Source organism: Parabacteroides sp. AF21-43, assembly GCF_003635435.1.
Taxonomy (GTDB): Bacteria; Bacteroidota; Bacteroidia; order Bacteroidales; family Tannerellaceae; genus Parabacteroides; species Parabacteroides distasonis.
In genome coordinates this window covers 1-14,944 of sequence record NZ_QTMG01000047.1, presented here as the reverse complement: position 1 = coordinate 14,944, position 14,944 = coordinate 1, and the positions used below count along the sequence as shown (strand labels likewise).

General features: G+C 42.1%; 14 protein-coding genes and 2 pseudogenes. 4 read left to right on the top strand and 12 right to left on the bottom strand.

The features are described from left to right. From DWX84_RS22050 to DWX84_RS20575, 12 genes and pseudogenes are all read right to left on the bottom strand, one after another. A pseudogene (locus DWX84_RS22050) lies at nucleotides 1-174 on the bottom strand (UDP-N-acetyl-D-mannosamine dehydrogenase); the annotation flags it as partial. Nucleotides 175-228: 54 nt separating this feature from the next. Next, nucleotides 229-930, bottom strand: a complete 702-nt coding sequence (locus tag DWX84_RS20635) for a WecB/TagA/CpsF family glycosyltransferase (protein ID WP_009017207.1) — start codon at nucleotides 928-930, stop codon at nucleotides 229-231. 72 nt (nucleotides 931-1,002) lie between these two features. Next, nucleotides 1,003-2,211 (bottom strand): glycoside hydrolase family 88 protein, encoded by a 1,209-nt coding sequence (locus DWX84_RS20630; protein ID WP_009017206.1) that lies wholly within the window; start codon nucleotides 2,209-2,211, stop codon nucleotides 1,003-1,005. Between the two features lie 714 nt (nucleotides 2,212-2,925). Then, on the bottom strand, nucleotides 2,926-4,224 hold the full coding sequence (locus tag DWX84_RS20620) for a phenylacetate--CoA ligase family protein (protein WP_009017203.1): 1,299 nt from the start codon (nucleotides 4,222-4,224) through the stop codon (nucleotides 2,926-2,928). A gap of 72 nt (nucleotides 4,225-4,296) precedes the next feature. Beyond that, the gene (locus DWX84_RS20615; protein ID WP_009017202.1) at nucleotides 4,297-5,349 is read right to left on the bottom strand and encodes a glycosyltransferase family 4 protein; all 1,053 of its coding nucleotides are present in this window, start codon (nucleotides 5,347-5,349) and stop codon (nucleotides 4,297-4,299) included. Between the two features lie 244 nt (nucleotides 5,350-5,593). Continuing rightward, nucleotides 5,594-6,478: a hypothetical protein gene (locus DWX84_RS20610; protein WP_009017201.1), complete on the bottom strand. Its 885-nt coding sequence runs from the start codon at nucleotides 6,476-6,478 to the stop codon at nucleotides 5,594-5,596. A gap of 4 nt (nucleotides 6,479-6,482) precedes the next feature. Beyond that, the gene (locus DWX84_RS20605; protein ID WP_158593345.1) at nucleotides 6,483-7,409 is read right to left on the bottom strand and encodes a GNAT family N-acetyltransferase; all 927 of its coding nucleotides are present in this window, start codon (nucleotides 7,407-7,409) and stop codon (nucleotides 6,483-6,485) included. A 38-nt stretch (nucleotides 7,410-7,447) separates the two neighbouring features. Then, nucleotides 7,448-8,677 (bottom strand): O-antigen ligase family protein, encoded by a 1,230-nt coding sequence (locus DWX84_RS20600; RefSeq protein ID WP_009017199.1) that lies wholly within the window; start codon nucleotides 8,675-8,677, stop codon nucleotides 7,448-7,450. 4 nt (nucleotides 8,678-8,681) lie between these two features. Then, a complete protein-coding gene (locus DWX84_RS20595) occupies nucleotides 8,682-9,182 on the bottom strand; it encodes a hypothetical protein (RefSeq protein ID WP_141806790.1) in 501 nt (166 codons plus the stop codon). Nucleotides 9,183-9,223: 41 nt separating this feature from the next. Next, nucleotides 9,224-10,819, bottom strand: coding sequence for an MATE family efflux transporter (locus DWX84_RS20590; protein WP_141806789.1), 1,596 nt, complete (start codon nucleotides 10,817-10,819; stop codon nucleotides 9,224-9,226). Between the two features lie 187 nt (nucleotides 10,820-11,006). Further along, nucleotides 11,007-11,208: pseudogene (locus DWX84_RS20580) on the bottom strand (nucleotidyltransferase family protein); the annotation flags it as partial. 56 nt (nucleotides 11,209-11,264) lie between these two features. Beyond that, a complete protein-coding gene (locus DWX84_RS20575) occupies nucleotides 11,265-11,756 on the bottom strand; it encodes a hypothetical protein (RefSeq protein WP_005857907.1) in 492 nt (163 codons plus the stop codon). Between the two features lie 17 nt (nucleotides 11,757-11,773). On the opposite strand from DWX84_RS20575, the gene DWX84_RS21550 reads away from it, so the two are divergent. The 4 genes from DWX84_RS21550 to DWX84_RS20560 all read left to right on the top strand — a co-directional run bounded on the left by DWX84_RS21550 (nucleotide 11,774) and on the right by DWX84_RS20560 (nucleotide 14,701). Then, nucleotides 11,774-11,911, top strand: a complete 138-nt coding sequence (locus DWX84_RS21550) for a hypothetical protein (RefSeq protein WP_154396230.1) — start codon at nucleotides 11,774-11,776, stop codon at nucleotides 11,909-11,911. 28 nt (nucleotides 11,912-11,939) lie between these two features. Continuing rightward, nucleotides 11,940-12,509, top strand: coding sequence for a BT4734/BF3469 family protein (locus tag DWX84_RS20570; protein ID WP_122297693.1), 570 nt, complete (start codon nucleotides 11,940-11,942; stop codon nucleotides 12,507-12,509). A 61-nt stretch (nucleotides 12,510-12,570) separates the two neighbouring features. Next, on the top strand, nucleotides 12,571-14,376 hold the full coding sequence (locus tag DWX84_RS20565; RefSeq protein WP_122297694.1) for a DUF3987 domain-containing protein: 1,806 nt from the start codon (nucleotides 12,571-12,573) through the stop codon (nucleotides 14,374-14,376). 118 nt (nucleotides 14,377-14,494) lie between these two features. Beyond that, nucleotides 14,495-14,701, top strand: a complete 207-nt coding sequence (locus DWX84_RS20560; RefSeq protein ID WP_005857913.1) for a DUF4248 domain-containing protein — start codon at nucleotides 14,495-14,497, stop codon at nucleotides 14,699-14,701. Nucleotides 14,702-14,944: the final 243 nt, after the last annotated feature.

Genomic DNA, 14,944 nt, shown 5'->3' with positions numbered 1-14,944 from the left:
TACCTCCCGCAACATATCCTCCATACCCGGCTCGATGATATGCAATTTCCCTTGGTTGGTAACCTCCACCACCTGGGCGTTGATATCCACTCCGGCGATCTCCACCCCGTGCTTTGCGGCAATAATAGCCGTGGGCAGGCCAATATAGCCCAAACCCATGAAACATGCTTTCATAAAAATTATGTTATTATGTTATATTGATTTAGAATAAGAAAACGGAGATATAAATTAAATCAGTCCTAATTTCACCCGAAGCAAGAACCTCACTAAATGTATTTGTCTTTTAATTCGAACCGGTTCCTTCACCAAACGATAGGCCCATTCCAAATTATGTCGTACCCACCATTGCGGGGCACGTTTCACGTTACCGGTATATACATCAAAGCTACCACCTAGACCTTGATAGACAGCTTTATGTCGTTCGGCCATCTCTTCCATTAGCAATTCCTGTTTTGGGGAGCCCATCGCCACAAAAACCACATCCGGCCGTTTTGTCACGATATCTTCCAATAAATTTTTTCGCTCTTCCTCTGTTTTAATATAGCCATTTCGGAAGTTGGCAATCCGTATACCGGGATAATCCTCTTTTAGCTTTTTTACGGTCCGTTCGATTACTTCTTGTTTTCCACCAACCAAGTAATAACTCTTTCCTTGTTGATAGGTCATATTGATGATACGCAACCACAACTCGCACCCCGGAATCTTGATCACTTCCTTATGCCCTTTCTCTTTCAACGCCATGACCGCTCCGAAACCATCACAATAACCTATATTTCGGTTGATGATAGAACGGGTCTGATCCGTAGCATGCAAAATCTTTTCCGCATTGATAGCCACCAATATCCCCTTGTGTCGACTCACAAAAGCCAACAATTCCTCATGCGAAGTAAAAGGATATACCTTCACCCCGTTCAAAGAAACTCTTTCCATATATGTTTTTGATTGTAAAAATTCGATCGGTAAGGTTTTTGTAGTCTATTACAGCAATAAAAAATCTCCTTTTCATATACATTCACTTTCCATCAAATAATGTGACATTGCATTAAACATAAAAGCGTTACTCCATCGCATATATGAAATTTTGGAACTGAAACTGGGTTTCAGTTGATAATAAAAATATCCTTTCTTATCCTGCATCTTCAAAATAGTCCAGTTTAACACGCTTTCTGCTAGACTCGCATATTCATCATATTTATGTAACCGTGCTAAAGTCACAAACAACTGTCCCGGACAATGAATATCTATCGGATACATTTTGTCATCAAAATACTTTGGAGTTCCATCCGGCTCAAAAAAATGACGGATATAGTAATCAAATCCCTTTTCTATATAGGTATTATACTGCCTATCTCCGGTCAATTCTTGATAAGCGATAAGCGCATCCAAATTATAACCCGTATGAAAACTATCCACCCAATTCTGAACCGGTAACATTCCGTACACCCATGCTCCATCCTGCCGTTGTCCGGCACAACACGCTTTTATACTTTGCCCAGCCAAATCACGATACGTATTATTACGTGTATAATGATAACAATAACTCAACAATCTCGATCCCAACAAAGAAGCATTGAACACCGTATCATTACCTTTCAGCGGACTATACGAAAACAAAAATCCATCTTTATAAGGAGTACGATGTAAATCCTTTATCACGAAATCGGCAGCAGACAAGGCAATCTTTAAATATCGTTCATCTCCCGTTATCTCATAAGCCTCCATCAAAGCTGTAGCACAAAAGTTTGTAGCCACTACAGTTGGAGTACTCTTAGGGAAAAGAAACAATCGCCGTGCCTGCCAATCAAAGTTATATCCCCAACAAGCACCACTATAATTTCCTTTCGAGCGCAAGGATATCAATAAATCGGCCAGCGCAATGATCTGTTCTTTCACCTGTTCAGCCGTACCCCATATAGATTCCCATTCCGGATGTTTCTGCACAGTTTTATACAAATTGCAATAACCTGATAAGAACAAGCCAATACCTTTCGCATTATACTCTTTCGGAACAAGCGCTATACGCCTCAAGTTAATGGGACAACGCTTAAAACCTTGAATTACCACCAATCGGCAAATAGCCGCTCTTTTCAAGAAAGGGAGAGCTTGAAACACCTTAGAATTCAATCCATCATATGGATCCCAACCTTTGAAGTGCTCTGATTCACAATAATGCTTCAAGCATTTAAAACTATCTACTATTCGATTCTTCATCTCTTATTTTGATAATCTTAGCCGGTATTCCTGCAACAACCGCATTAGTTCCAATTTCAGCATTATCACCAATCGTACTACCGCCAAACGCAATAGCTCCATTATGAATACGTACATGATTATCTATTATCGGCAAACAGATAATCAGCATAATCAACTTTGGCAAAAACGGTACATGAATGCAGATACCATAGATATATGGTAAAAGAAAACAGCATTAATCATTATCAACAATCCTTGATTTAATTTCTTTTTTCATTTCAACATAAGGCATTGTTCCTTCTTTATAATTTGCATTAGCAAATAAATCGTAATTCAAATCTTTAGTACAGCCTATCACTTTAACAGGACTACCAGAGACTACCTCCCTTAATATTAAACATTTATTAATAAATTAATTTGCAGCAATAACCATATCATCACCAATGATTACTGGGCCAGCTATTACCACACTCAGAACACGATTACCGATCTTTGGAACAGCCTTATAAGGGAATAACCTCACAGTGGCAAACCTCAATCCTAACACACACAACCATTGTTTTAGGAACTAACACTGTGGCAATACCTTTGCAAACGAAATAAGCTCTCTAACCAATCACTGTATCACCTACCAGCTTACTATTATGTACTAATAATATTAGTAACTGCATAACCTTAGGCATCAATGGGATGTGATACAACTACTTTGTATCCGATATAAATTAATCAAATTCATGGTTTCTTGTTTATTATATTATTTATTACCATTTTAAATTTCCCTCTTTTTGTATACGTAAGATCTTTTATATCAGAAACCAAATAAATTGAATAATCAAGTACTCCTACGCCAACTAACTCTTCAAAAGCAAGAACAAATTGGATTTCATCACTTTTGGTAAACTCTCCATCAGGAACAATGTAAACAGAGACTTGTCCTCTTTTGTCTTGAATCATCTGCATGGCTTTGCTATGATGTGCTTTCTTTGCAATCTGATTTAAACGCTGACAAATTTCACCGTGTTTTCCTATGAGATAATCTTCCTTACGTCCTTCAATACGTTGTATCAAAACCTCATTCTCTCCAAATTCGTTTCCTTCATACAATTCTATAACATCATTTGAGCGATAACGAATTAAAGGAAATGCATCATTAATAAGGGAGGTACAAATTTCCCCATCTTCCAAATATTCGTTAATGCTAAATCCAGGAGCTTCGTAATAGCCTTTGTGGTTAAGTGTTTCGTGCAAACAAATGCTTTCTTCTGTCATTCCGTATAGATCGAATATTTCAGTATGTAATTGTTGTTCAATTTGTTCACGTTGATAGTCAAGCAATGTTTCGCTCGAAGTGAAAGCGATAGGAATATATAGTTCTAGTCCCGCATTGCGAAGCATCAAAGCCAAAGTATAGAGCGAACTAGGATAACCTTCAATAGCAACAGGTTTCTGCTTGACAATCTGTTCATGGTAGAAATTCACTTTTTCCGGATTAATATTATAACTGGAAAAATAGACTGTATTACTTATATGAACTTTCAGCATCATATCTCTCTTATCCAAATTACCTCTTAACGAAACAAATGATTGCCCATAGGTGAATCCGCATTTTTTGCGCATCACGTATAGATATGCTTGCGAACGCCAAATAGCTTTCCAATCTTTATATACCTTGAGAGGCGTACCAGTTGTACCACTTGTACATCCCCCATGAACCATAAATCTCGGAACTGTTAACATTGCCTCCCTATTTTGCTTTACCATTTCTTTGGTAATAATGGGTAATTTCTTTATATCAGCCAAACAAGTAATGTCTTCTTTCTTTATTCCAGCTTCTGTATATAATTTATGATAAAACGGTGATTTATCATAAGCCTTACTAAAAATCTCCAAAAAGCGCTGTTCGTTACGCTTGTTCAATTCTTCTTGACTCATGGTAAACAGGCCTTCTACTTCTTTGACATATGGGCGAATAATAGGATAGCTGCGAAGCATATATTTGCAACTCTCCTTTAAATACTTTCTTAAATTCATCGATTCTGTATGTTTTTTTAATTCACTGAAGTGTGGTCCGAAACAATATTCACTTTTTTTGTTAAGAACTTTTCAGAGCAACGGCATATAGACTTCAAGGAGCTCCCGTGACACGCTTTCAGGTAAATAGGGCGTAATATTCTTTTCAGCTTGCCTTCCCAGTACTGAGACCATTTCGGGATGAAATGAAAACTCTCGAAGTTGAACAGCCAACGCACTCACATCTCCCGGAGAAACCAGTTTGCCAATATCTGGTGTTACAACTTCTGGTATTCCACCTATAGGCGTTGAGAGGATAGCCTCACCATAAGACATCGCTTCAAGTATAGAAATAGGCAGACCTTCTATATATGAAGGTAATATATACAGACGACAGAGATTTAGCAAATACGATTTACGACTTAAATCCACCCATCCCTCATAGCATACCACATCCTGCAAACCATGCTCCAAAATGAAATGTTGGAGTTGATCCACTTCACCATCTCCACCTACATGAAGCAAGAAACGTTCAGTCAAATTATCTCTTTCCAGTTCTATCGCTCGTAGTAAATCATATATTCCTTTATCCTTACATATCTTTCCTAAAAACAAACCATGTAATACACCATCAACTTCGATACTTTCTTTTTGAGGTGGCGGCACAATATTATGAACTATCTGTACGTTACTAAGTCCTACTTTACTAACAAAAAATTCTCTCCATGATTCACTCAAAGCTATCACACAATTCGCCATAAGCAAGTATTTCCGAACGAATTCCGGATTTGAAGCATAATACTCTTTGAAACCACCTCCATGAATATGAACCACAACTTTCCTCCTCATCATTTTCGCCAATCGGATGAAGAGTATGGAACGTCGAAAACTGTTCCATGAAGCTGTATGAATATGTACAATCTTTATCCGCCGTTGAATAGTCAAACGGAGGAACACCTCTATAAGTGCGTTAATACACTTAATAAATTTGTACATTTTACTTTCACCCGCTGAATTTGCAGAAAATAAAAAAGTTGCAAACACAAGCTTAAAATAAGAATCTATCACTTGTGCTACTCCTCCTTTTGGGGAACGATATTCACACCCTATAGTCAATATGCTATCTGTTATTTCTTTAGCAAGCATAAAAATGTATTTTTAATTATACCATACTCAATTAAGAATACTGCAATACAGTTTCAGGCCTGAACAAAACTAAACGGAAAAAATTTCAATAAATTCCATGGCAACCAATTTGTTCCGCTACCGCTTTTCTCACTTCTCTTACCTACCGTGTTATACTGTATTTTAATTCAAAAATGGCTTTAAACCCAAGTAATGATTAGCTACTCTCCCCTAAGTTTAAAAGAGGGAGCATTGATTAAAATCCTCATATATTTATTCCACGAAAACACAACATTCGTTTTATCTTCTCAACCGGCCGGAACAGATAGGTGAGCCCGTCAACCACACACAAACCTTCACTTATATTAAGTGTATGAAGTCCCTCCGTATAAGGCTTTTGAGGATAGAGCGACACGACAGGAGTCTCTTCTAGCAGAGTGTTGTCCATAACATTTACCTTACAGATAGTCAGCGCCTCTCCATAACTATGCGTGCAACATTGCGTAGCGGCATACAATTGTCCGTCCATCATAAAAAAGTTTCCTCCTCTCCGAGCGTCCTCTTTTCCTTGTTTGACAGGTTCCTCTCGCATCAGCCTATACCCGGAAAGTTCCTCCATAGACTCCCACTGATAAAGCGCACCATTCTCGTTTTTACCCTTGATCGAACCATATAAATAATAGTGTTCACCTATCTTTCGGACAACCGGATCAATCACTGCCATATCGGTCAGTACCGAGATTTTCGAGAGCGTCTCTGTATTCAGGTCATATTTCCAAGCTGTCAGTCGTCCACTTTCTGAGTTTTCAGGTATCACATAAATTCCCTCCGGCTTTCGCAATATAAAGGGAAACGAAAGATGCGTATCTAAATCGAGTAACGTTTTCTTCCGCTTTAAGTGATAGTCTTTTCTGTCAACCACCAACAATGAAATACAGCCTTTCCAGCGACGATACTCAAAATCCTCCACCAACACCTTTATCTCATCATCATCAACCGACAAGATAAAGGGATCTGCGAAAAAGCGATCCTTATATGGATGTCTCAACCAAGCCACTGAACATTCCCCTTGCGACAGCTTTTCTGGATTATAGTCAAAAAAGCCAATGTTATAATGAAACAAGCTTAATTTCTTTAGTATTTTATTCATGCTTTCAATAAGAATGTCTTTGAGTCAAAAAATTATAAACACAAAACAATAATTTGACGAGACTATTCCTCGTCCATATCCATTCACCTAAGTATTGAGCCGGACAACCTCCGGCAGCATCCTTAAATTGATAAATAGTATTGGTTTCATTTGCGCTGGGCGAAATACGAGAGAAATCGAATTGTTCAACGCCCTCTTTTTTTAACCAATTAAAAATTGACTCCATAATAAAATGCGTAGCAGAATACCTCATCGAGTTAAACGAGTTAGCGGCAAACACGTCCGCCGCTTGCTTTTTACATATGTATATAATACGTGCGCAAAGCACCTGTTCACCGAGTCTTGCGTAACAAATCTTAAATCCTGGTTGCAGTAATAGAGAGGTAACTTTATTTTTATCCAACGAAAAGCCCAACTGTTTTCGTTGCCTCAACTCATCAAACAAACATACAAAACATACGGCATCTTTCTCACTCGGGTTTTCCACCACATCGAACGTCAAGGCATTTTTCTCAGCTTTCTTCAAATTCCTTCGCCAATCGCTATCAAAATTCCGAGGTTCCTGTAACCCAATCAACTGCGTGAGTGGACAAACCCGATTACCAAGCGGTCTCACAAAACCCGCACAACGCAAACCTATCTCCTTATTCACGTCATATAAACTGACACTATTATAACAAATCATACTTGCTTTAGCGTCTTGAATCACACCTTTAAAAAATTTCGTGACCTGACGCTTGCTGATCCCTGGCTTCCAAACCTCACCAATAATATCCACTATACGACCGACAAATGGCTTATTATAAACACGTCCGAAATAAGCCAGCATTGGATTATCGATATTATCCACGAAATAAACTATGCTTGACTTATCCGAGGACTTAAATTCACACCAACCTTCCGACTGCTCAAAAGGAATGTATGTATCCATCTTCTTTAATGTGTCATAAAACACATCCTTTGTCACTATCATCTTTCCCTATCTATTTTATAATACATTTTATCCGCAACAAAAATGAATGCGACTAATACCGTCATCGCCACGATAGACGTAAAGGCATGCCCCGCAAATATTCCATGAAAAACAAATAACGAAAATGCTATCGCCATCCAAAACGATAAACCATCCCTTTCCTTGACATAATAATTTATATACCTTAACCAATAGAAGATGGGATATAACAACAATAGCCCACCTAAGATAAACCCAAACGAACCTATTAACTCTAAATGGTCCACTTCCAACGCTCGTTCTGTTCCATATAAACCCAAATAATGGGCTATTCTTACAAACAGTTCATTCGAACCAATGCCAAACAGTCCATCTGCTACCGTAAAATCAGAGGAAACGGCGTAAAAGGCTTCCGCTAAAACCGCTCTCGCCCCACCAGATATCAAACGTTCTATATTGAATTTCTCTAACGTATAAGCATCCGTATTCATGATCAAATAAACCGAATAAACGATCAATGGTATGCCAGCCCACAGCAAAAGATGTTTATATCTATAAAAGTTTTTAGAATATTTGTTCCGCACAAAAAAAGGTTGCATAATTAAAAACAACACCACGGAAACCGCTCCCATCATTCCTGCGACAGATCCGATCCTGAAACTAGTTATTAAAAGGATCACATTGAATAGAATATATTTAGCATCACCTCCTTTACCTATATAATAAGCTGATACGCAATTGCATAGAATAAGAGACAATCCTATATCGTTACCTGCGTTAAATAATCCTTTTACGCCGTAGCCATAATCCTCACCATAAGAATCCGTACTAAATCCAAGAAGATCTGATAGCAAAATTGAAACAGCGCAAATCAGCCCATATGCTAACACATAATGTAGTAACGTGTCTGTATTCAATTGCCTCCTAAACACATACAATACGATAAGGATACTATATGGATAAATAAACTTACTCGCATATCGCAAAAGCTCAATAAGATCATCCACATAACAAGAGGACTCCCAGTAAAGATAACAAAACAACAATAGGGGGGAAAAAACTCGGAGCAATATAGTCGCCTTATTGGTTCGCAATATGTATCGAAATGAGAACAAAATGATCATCATTTTAAAAATAACCGGAACTATAGTGCGTGAATCGAAAAATTGTTGCACATACCCATTATACATATCCACGAATGGACTAAGCACATATACACACACCAAGAAAAATTTTAACGTACTCATCTCTTTAGTATCCTTTGATAAACACTTTTTTCCCAAACGTATAGGCATAGAACACTTTCTCTATCTCCATGCCACATTTTCGTTGCGTCCTGATAGCCGGACGATTATAAGAGAGTACGATCACATATGCTTTTTGAGCTCCGTTTATTTTCATCTCGTTCAACCGCCATTGATTCAAATAACCATGAAACCCTTTTCCTCTAAAAGCTGGAAAACAATAGTCATCGAGTAATAAGGCACATGTGTCATTTTCAACTAAAACTTTTTCCTCTGTGAGAATCACCTTTCCATACAATATCCAAGCGGAACAAGCCAACGTACCATCGACAAACACGCCATATGCTTTCGCCTTTTTTTCGTTAAACCGCTCTTCGTAAAGCCTCCGCCTCTCTTCCGTAAGGTAACCTTGCCATAATGCGTTGTCATAATCCACTAAACTTAACTCACGTACCTCTAATTCCGCCTGAACCAACGGTGGACATATCGTATCAAGCGATCGGGACATGAGAAAACACCTCTCCCATCTAAACCCCACACATCGGTAAATTACACTTTTAAACATTCGTAAAAGAGTACCAGATAGACCATATAACTTAATGTATTGCCTAACCTTAAACCTTTTTTGATCCATTTTCGCAAATAACATATCATCTTTTTCCTTTCATTTTCTGTAAGACCCAAAAGCCCTATCAATATGGCAACGTAGACTCCTGAGATGACAAAACAAAGCACAAAATAACGTTCCTTAAAAGAGGATAAATAGCTAAAATAAAACTCATAAAAAAAAGCGCAAAGCATTGATACAATAAGGACCCTATACAATACTCGTTTGGTATACTGACGTAAAGAGATTGCCAAAAACTTTTTCGTATAATACAATTTATAACCATAAACAACAATCGAAATGAATAGGTATACATCATATATTAATAACGGGCATTCAATATATCGAAATCCCAACGAAGATATAGGTAAAATAGATATTAACAACAAACCTGATACCAATTGAAAATATTTTATCTTTCCATATGCAGATACGGCAGCGAGCAAAGGTTCTGCCAATACGTTGACCAACGATACGAGCAGGATCAATCTGACAAAATCAGTCGTGTAAATGGGTACCTCTTTTAACCATATATTTAAAATAAAATCTGTATGTAGCAAGACCGGAAAAGCCAAAAATAAAAGAAAAAAATAAGATAATCGAGACGCAGAGAAAAGCAGCTCTTCAAAGCGATCTCGTTCGTTCATTGAATAGTTTTTAATAATCTGAGGCGTAATAGCCATCTGGAAGTTTTTAGAGAACATTGTTACAGCCTGCTCTACCTGAACCGCTATACCTCGCGCCGCATTCACCATCGGATTAAAAAAGATATTCAAAACTACATTTATACCTTGCGTGCATGCGATAACACTCATATTATTAAACATTGTCCATCCCATAAACCCTGACAACTCCTTAAATAAAAGGCGATCCCAACAATATGAGAACTTTACATCCGAAAGGTACCTCCTACAATAAAAAGTGTAGCTTAACCGTACAAAAAACTGACCTACAAACAGAAACAAGGCATACAGAATCAGCCTATCGGATGGTATAGCTACAACCAAAAAAGCTATACCTAAACGTAAACACACATCGATCAATGAGATATAGGCAAAAGCCTGCATTCGCTCATATGCTACAATGGCTCCATTGTAAGGCGTATTTACCACCATCACTAAACAAGATACTATCGAAAATTGATACACCCAATTCGCTGCTATCAACTTATTATCCGGAATTGTTAAATAATGATTCAAAAGATATAACCCAACAGTTTCTGAGAAAACAAAAATGAATAACGCCACAAAAAAATGCAACATCATACAGGAGCTAAACACACGTCTTACATCCGGATTACTCTTCCCTAATTCAAATGCGATATAACGTTGTGTCGCATTAGACATAGCCCCATTCATAAACGCAAACAAACTCACTATCCCCCCAACTACGTTATAAATGCCAAAATCCTCCACACCCAACGCATCTAATACAATACGCGAAGTATAAAGCGACACCAACAAAACCATTAACATTCGAATCGACAGGAACACAGTATTTTTCGCAATCCGCTTATTATTCTCCAATGTAGTTGCCATAAAAATGAGTACCAAGACACTCCTCCCCCACTAATACACCTGTGGTACTATTACGTTGAGTGTCTAAATTAAAAATGAGTTTAAGCTATATTTATAAATATAGGTCACTGAGACAAATCATTCAGCATAACACAAATAGTAAAGTACAAATCCGGGACTTCATTTTGAAAGCTATAAAGTATCACACTTACGTCAATATCAAAATAATGATGGACAATGAGATTCCCTCCCTCTCGATACGTCTACGAAGCAGCTTATTCATCCGGTCTCTAAGACGAATGATATCCACCGGACTTCCCAGCAATTCTTCCAATTCGCTTTTCAAATGGGAGAGAGAGAAGCCCTTGCGTCTCACCCTCGTAATAAATATCTACATCACTACTTTCCGTCAAATACCCAATTACGCAATAGTTGTCAAATATTGCAACAATTTACCTTTTTTATCTCACCCTTCCCCCAGCACATACTTCCTGATCCCATACCGAATGCTCGGTACATTCGCCCCGTTCACGAACGTGAGGTGAGGCAAGAGGGCGCTGATGAAGGCACGGCTCTTGACCAGCTTGAGGGGAGACGAGTAGTCGGCTAGGATCTCGTTGTAAAGGTCTGTCAATACCGTCTGGCAAAGGGTGACCGTGTCCGGGCAGGCGCATAGGCGGGCCTCGTAGACAAGACGGGTCGCCTCGTCCGGGATGAACAAGGCCAACGAGGAGGGTTCAGCCGTCACTGGAGGGGCAGGAGAGTTTATCGGAGGAGACGGAGACTCATGAAGTCCCGATTCCGCGGGCGTAATCCAACGTTCCGTCCGTGTCACCGTCCCGTCACCCCAATGGATGTTCTGGATAGCGATGGTGGCATTGGGCAGGATCTGCACGTTACCTCCATTGACCGTAAAGGCAGAACGTGCCTGTTCCGCCCGCTCTTGATTTTCTGTCATATCCGTTTTTAATTTAAGTGTTAACAATAATCACCCTTTTCACGGGGGATATTTATTTCTATCCTCATTTCATCCACCATACGTCCGTTTCCGTACCCGTCCCGTCCATCGCTATTCCGGGAACGGGCAGGAACGCGTTCCTTTACCGGCAGTAACCGAATAATCAATTTATTTTATCCGATCATGAAAGAGTCTATCTTTTCCTTTTTCAACGCCCCCATCACCAATCAAGTACCGAACGGGGTCGTCTGTGTCAGTCAATTGTACGCCTATATCACCACCAGCGAGTGGCTGCGTGAGCGTACCGATCAGGTACGTGCCGCATCGAGCGACGAGAAACGGTTCAGGCGGCTGAAACAGAGTTTGCTACCCTATGTCACGCCCGCCGGTATCTTCTCCTACCGCAAGGAAGATCACTTGCTCGTGCCCTCGGGCGAGTTCGTCATCGACATCGATCACCTCTCCTCACCCGAAGAGGCGATCCGTTGGAGGGACACGCTGTTCGCCGACGAGCGGCTACGCCCCGATCTCTCCTTCGTGAGTCCCAGTACCACGGGAATCAAGCTCCTCGTACCCTATCGCCTGTCGATCAAGAAAACCGTAGAGGAGTCTTTCGACGAGGCGGTACGATTCGCTTGGGAATACCTTGAGTGGAAATACGGGCTGAAAGCTGATGCCACGAACGCAGACCTCTCACGGGCTTGCTTCCTTTGCCACGATCCCTCAGCGAGGCTAGGAGACCGGAATTGTTGACAGAGGACAAGTGACAGTTGGTAGTTATAAATCATTATTCACCATTCATTATTCATTCATCATGAACCCATTATCAGATCTGGAGCGGCTCGTTGCCGCCATCGAGAAACAGGGGGCGAACATCGCTCCCACCTATCAAGAGTATATGCCGATCGCCTTCGCCATCGCCAACGATTGCGGAAAGGCCGGCCGGACATTCTTCCATCGTATCTGCCGGATGTCGGAGAAATATGTCTCTACCGAGGCGGATAAGCTATACGACCATGCCCTCAAAGGAGGCAATGGACGGAATGGCTTGGGATCCGTATTCCACTTGGCGGACCTAGCCGGCGTGAGGCTGGACAAATCCTTGGCCGAGGCCGGGAAACTTTCAAACTTTCAAACATTCACGCCTCCTTCACACACGCACACGTGTACGCACGAGGAACAGTCCGTGAAAAATGTCCCGCCCGCCTTTCCGGAGTATCCTTGGCCCGCTTTCCTCAAGCGGATGATCGACCGGGGCGATACCCCCGCCCAAAAGGATATCCTCCTGCTGGGAGGTATCACCGTGTTGGGAGCGACACTCAACAAATCGATCCGGATATCGTACGGGCGAAAATTCTACTACCCTTGCCTGCAAACGTTCATCGTCGCCCCTCCCGCCTCGGGAAAGGGAGCCCTCGCTTGGACACGCCGGCTTGCCGAGCCGATACATGAGGCGATGATGGCGAACTACCGGCAGAGGCATAAAGCTTACCGGGAGGAGAAGAGCCGTTGGGACTCGCTGGGCAAGAAAAAATCCGATACGCCGGAGCCCGAGATGCCTCCCCTCAAGATGTTCCTTATCGCCGGTAACAATTCCGGCACCGGCGTGCTGGAGAACCTCATCGAGGCCGACGGCATAGGGCTGATCTGCGAGACCGAGGCCGATACCGTGAGCACGGCCATCGGCACCGAGCACGGGCACTGGAGCGATACCTTGCGTAAATGCCACGACCACGAGCGACTGGCTTTCAACCGACGCACGAACCGGGAATACCGGGAGTGCCCGGCCTCTTACCTCAGTGTCTTGTTAAGCGGGACCCCGGCGCAGGTACGGCCACTCATTCCCTCGGCCGAGAACGGGTTGTTCTCACGCCAATTGTTCTACCGGATGCCACCCATCGACGAGTGGGCGGATCAGTTCGAGCAGGGCGACGAGGACATGGATAGCCTCTTCTCCGATTGGGGGAAGCAGTGGAAAATGCTCGTGGACTACCTGCGTGAGAGGGTCAATATCATACAATTCCATCTCTCCGACACGCAAAAGGAGCGATTCAACAGCTGCTTCGCACGCATATTCGGGCACGCCGGCCTTTCCTACGGATATCCGATGCGAAGCTCCGTGGCCCGTATCGCTATCAATATCTGCCGGATCGCTTCCGTGGTGGCCTTCCTACGATCGGTGGAGAGTCTCCTCATCCCACAAGCCATTCTCGATTCTCAGTTTTCAATCCTCAATTGTCCCGGTCTCTCGCCTGCCCTCGAGATCCCGGAGGAGAACGTACGGGACGGTATCGTTCCTTCCCTAGAGTTACGTATCAACGATGACGATTTTAAGGCTGTCCTCTCGCTCGTGGAGCCGCTCTACCGTCATTCGGCGGGCATACTCTCCCTGCTTCCGTCTGACGAGGTGCCACGCTCTCGCACGCCCACGCCCCAAGAGGCTCTCTTCGCGGCCCTTCCACTCTCTTTCAACCGACAACAGGCCTTGGAGGAAGCAGAGAGGAACAACATCCCCACCGCCACCCTAGATACCTGTCTCAAGCGAATGCAGGAACGAGGCACGCTGGAGAAGAACGGCCGGGGCGAGTACAGCTTCGGCGGCCGTGTCACCCATAAGTAATCCCGGCCTCCCTCACACCCCTATATAACGTACCCCACGGGCGTGTGTGTGTGAGGGGGGGACGAATGTTTGAAAGTTTGAAAGTTTCATTCTCCCAAATCTATAAATCATAAATCAAATGTTCTTGCCATTAAGAAAGTCCGCACTAGCGGCATCCTATTTCCCGGAGCTGGCCTCCCATCAAGCTTGCAACCGCTTACGTCGTTGGATCATTCGATGCACGGAATTGCACGACAAGCTGCTGGAGACGGGCTACCGCCCCGAGCAACGTATATTCACGCCCCGACAGATCAGATTAATCATCCACTACCTAGGAGAACCGTAAATTAGTTGACAGTTGCGCACAGAGGTAAATAAAAACAGCCTACTGTCACTAGTCAACTGTCAACTTGGATGGGTATTCTAAGATCTTTACAATGCCCATCCAAGGCTTCTTATAATGCCTATTCAAAGGGGCTTACGATAGGCAGCGTAAGAAACCGGCGGTTATCACTGCGTCCCATGTTAATTAATCGTTATTCCCTACCCCGGGCATCAATCGGCATCACCGCCCCTTACGGCGGAACCT

What these genes read in the sequence shown, in the direction of transcription:
- DWX84_RS20615 (WP_009017202.1), bottom strand. Translation starts at nt 5,349, where the DNA reads ATGCTTGCTAAAGAAATAACAGATAGCATATTGACTATAGGGTGTGAA.
- DWX84_RS20565 (WP_122297694.1), top strand. Translation starts at nt 12,571, where the DNA reads ATGAACCCATTATCAGATCTGGAGCGGCTCGTTGCCGCCATCGAGAAA.
- DWX84_RS20575 (WP_005857907.1), bottom strand. Translation starts at nt 11,756, where the DNA reads ATGACAGAAAATCAAGAGCGGGCGGAACAGGCACGTTCTGCCTTTACG.
- DWX84_RS20590 (WP_141806789.1), bottom strand. Translation starts at nt 10,819, where the DNA reads ATGGCAACTACATTGGAGAATAATAAGCGGATTGCGAAAAATACTGTG.
- DWX84_RS20570 (WP_122297693.1), top strand. Translation starts at nt 11,940, where the DNA reads ATGAAAGAGTCTATCTTTTCCTTTTTCAACGCCCCCATCACCAATCAA.
- DWX84_RS20560 (WP_005857913.1), top strand. Translation starts at nt 14,495, where the DNA reads ATGTTCTTGCCATTAAGAAAGTCCGCACTAGCGGCATCCTATTTCCCG.
- DWX84_RS20630 (WP_009017206.1), bottom strand. Translation starts at nt 2,211, where the DNA reads ATGAAGAATCGAATAGTAGATAGTTTTAAATGCTTGAAGCATTATTGT.
- DWX84_RS20600 (WP_009017199.1), bottom strand. Translation starts at nt 8,677, where the DNA reads ATGAGTACGTTAAAATTTTTCTTGGTGTGTGTATATGTGCTTAGTCCA.
- DWX84_RS20635 (WP_009017207.1), bottom strand. Translation starts at nt 930, where the DNA reads ATGGAAAGAGTTTCTTTGAACGGGGTGAAGGTATATCCTTTTACTTCG.
- DWX84_RS20610 (WP_009017201.1), bottom strand. Translation starts at nt 6,478, where the DNA reads ATGAATAAAATACTAAAGAAATTAAGCTTGTTTCATTATAACATTGGC.
- DWX84_RS20620 (WP_009017203.1), bottom strand. Translation starts at nt 4,224, where the DNA reads ATGAATTTAAGAAAGTATTTAAAGGAGAGTTGCAAATATATGCTTCGC.
- DWX84_RS20595 (WP_141806790.1), bottom strand. Translation starts at nt 9,182, where the DNA reads ATGTCCCGATCGCTTGATACGATATGTCCACCGTTGGTTCAGGCGGAA.
- DWX84_RS20605 (WP_158593345.1), bottom strand. Translation starts at nt 7,409, where the DNA reads ATGGATACATACATTCCTTTTGAGCAGTCGGAAGGTTGGTGTGAATTT.